The 232-nt window shown below is 55.2% G+C and carries 1 protein-coding gene; it reads left to right on the top strand.

Features of this window, described 5'->3' with window-relative positions:
* Window positions 1-199 (top strand): ADP-ribosylglycohydrolase family protein (locus ACTHSL_RS14310; protein WP_440381764.1); only part of this gene is annotated, 199 nt, incomplete at its 5' end.
* Window positions 200-232 lie beyond the last annotated feature (33 nt).

Below are 232 nucleotides of genomic sequence, written 5' to 3'. Positions count from 1 at the left end.
CGGCTGGGCATTCGGCACGCTGGAAGAGACCCGGTATTTCGCCGAACAATCGGCTGCCGTGACCCACAACCACCCCGAAGGCAACAAAGGCGCGCAAGCGGTGGCCGCCGCCATATTTTGTGCCAGAAACGGCATCAGCAAAGCACAAATTCAGGAAAACATTACACGGCAGATCGGTTACCGCCTCAATCAAAGATGAGACCAAATCCGTCCGCACTACAGCTTTAACGAA

The organism is Neisseria sp. P0008.S010 (assembly GCF_051962715.1).
GTDB lineage: Bacteria > Pseudomonadota > Gammaproteobacteria > Burkholderiales > Neisseriaceae > Neisseria > Neisseria elongata.
This window is presented reverse-complemented; position numbering and strand designations above follow the sequence as displayed.